Annotated in this window: 1 protein-coding gene; it reads right to left on the reverse strand. The window is 76.8% G+C overall.

What is annotated here, in order from left to right; genetic code table 11:
• Positions 1 to 218: 218 nt before the first annotated feature.
• On the reverse strand, positions 219 to 1,230 hold a 1,012-nt coding region (locus E0D90_RS25705), incomplete at its 5' end, for an MSCRAMM family protein (protein WP_130800304.1).

The raw sequence follows: 1,230 nt of genomic DNA on the forward strand, positions 1-1,230 counted from the left end.
GGATCAGGGGCTGGGGGACCACGGTCTGCTCCTTCGCCGGGCGGATCGTTCCACCGTACGCCCTCCGCTCACAGTGGCGAGCGGATACGGGCAGAACCGGGGTGGGCGCATTCGTGCCCCGGTACCGTGCCCCGCGCACCGTGGGGAAGGGCACGGGAGAGCGCGGGGCGGCGGGACGGCGCACGGCCGGGAGCCGGGTGGCGGCGCGGTCCGCCGGGTCAGGTGGTGGCCGAGTCGTGGCCGAGCCGAAGGTCCCGCTCGCTGTGCTCGCCGCCGGACAGCTGGAGCCCGGTGGCCACCGGCGGGTATCCGGCGGCGACGACCGTGTACTCGCCGGGCGCGAGGGCTGTGAAGGCGAACTGCCCTTTCTCGCAGGTGAGTACGGTCCCGGCCACTTCGCCGTGGTTGTCGGTCAGTGTGACGCGGGCATCCGCGACCGGCCGGCCGGCGTCGTTGCGGACGGCGCCGCGCAGCACGGCGCCTCCGGTCAACTCGATGTCCTGCGGCGGCTGGTCGCCGTTGACGACGGTGACGGGCAGGGCTCCGGGCCGGCGGCCGGGGGCTCCGGCGGCGAGGGTGTAGTCGCCCGCGACCAGCCCTTCGAGCCGGTATCCGCCGTCGGCGGCGGAACGGGCCGTGGCCACCACGTCCCCCTGGGGGTCGGTCATGGTGACCACCGCGTCCGGGACCGGGTCGCCCTCCGGGGTGCGGACCCGGCCGCGCAGCCGGCCCGGACCGCCGAGGAGCACCTCCAGTTCTGCGGTGGCCTCGCGCACGGTGACCCCGACGGCGCGCGGTCGGTGACCGGTGGCGGAGGCGATCAGCATGTAGCCGCCGGGCGCCGGGCCGCTCAGCGCGAACCGCCCGTCGTCGCCGGAGGCGGCACGGCCGCACTGGCGGCCGGCGGCGTCGACCAGGGTGAGGACGGCGCGCGGTACGGCGGCGCCGCCGGGTGTCCGGACGGCGCCGCAGACCGCGACGCCGGAGCTGTAGTCGGCCTCGCCGTTGCGGGCCGGGGGCACTGGGGTGAGGTCGGACACCGGTGACTCCTTGAACAGGGCGGCGAGGAGCAGTCCGAGCGACGCCATGACGACGGGCGGGGCGAGCGGGAGCAGGAACCCCGGCAGGACGGTGTCCCACGCGAGGATCACCGGACTGCCGGCGGCGGGGCCACCGGGGAGGTCCGAGACCAGCAGGGCGGCGGCCGGCAGTACCAGCGCGGCCCGGGCG

The organism is Streptomyces otsuchiensis, from assembly GCF_004305975.1.
Classification (GTDB): Bacteria; Actinomycetota; Actinomycetes; order Streptomycetales; family Streptomycetaceae; genus Streptomyces; species Streptomyces otsuchiensis.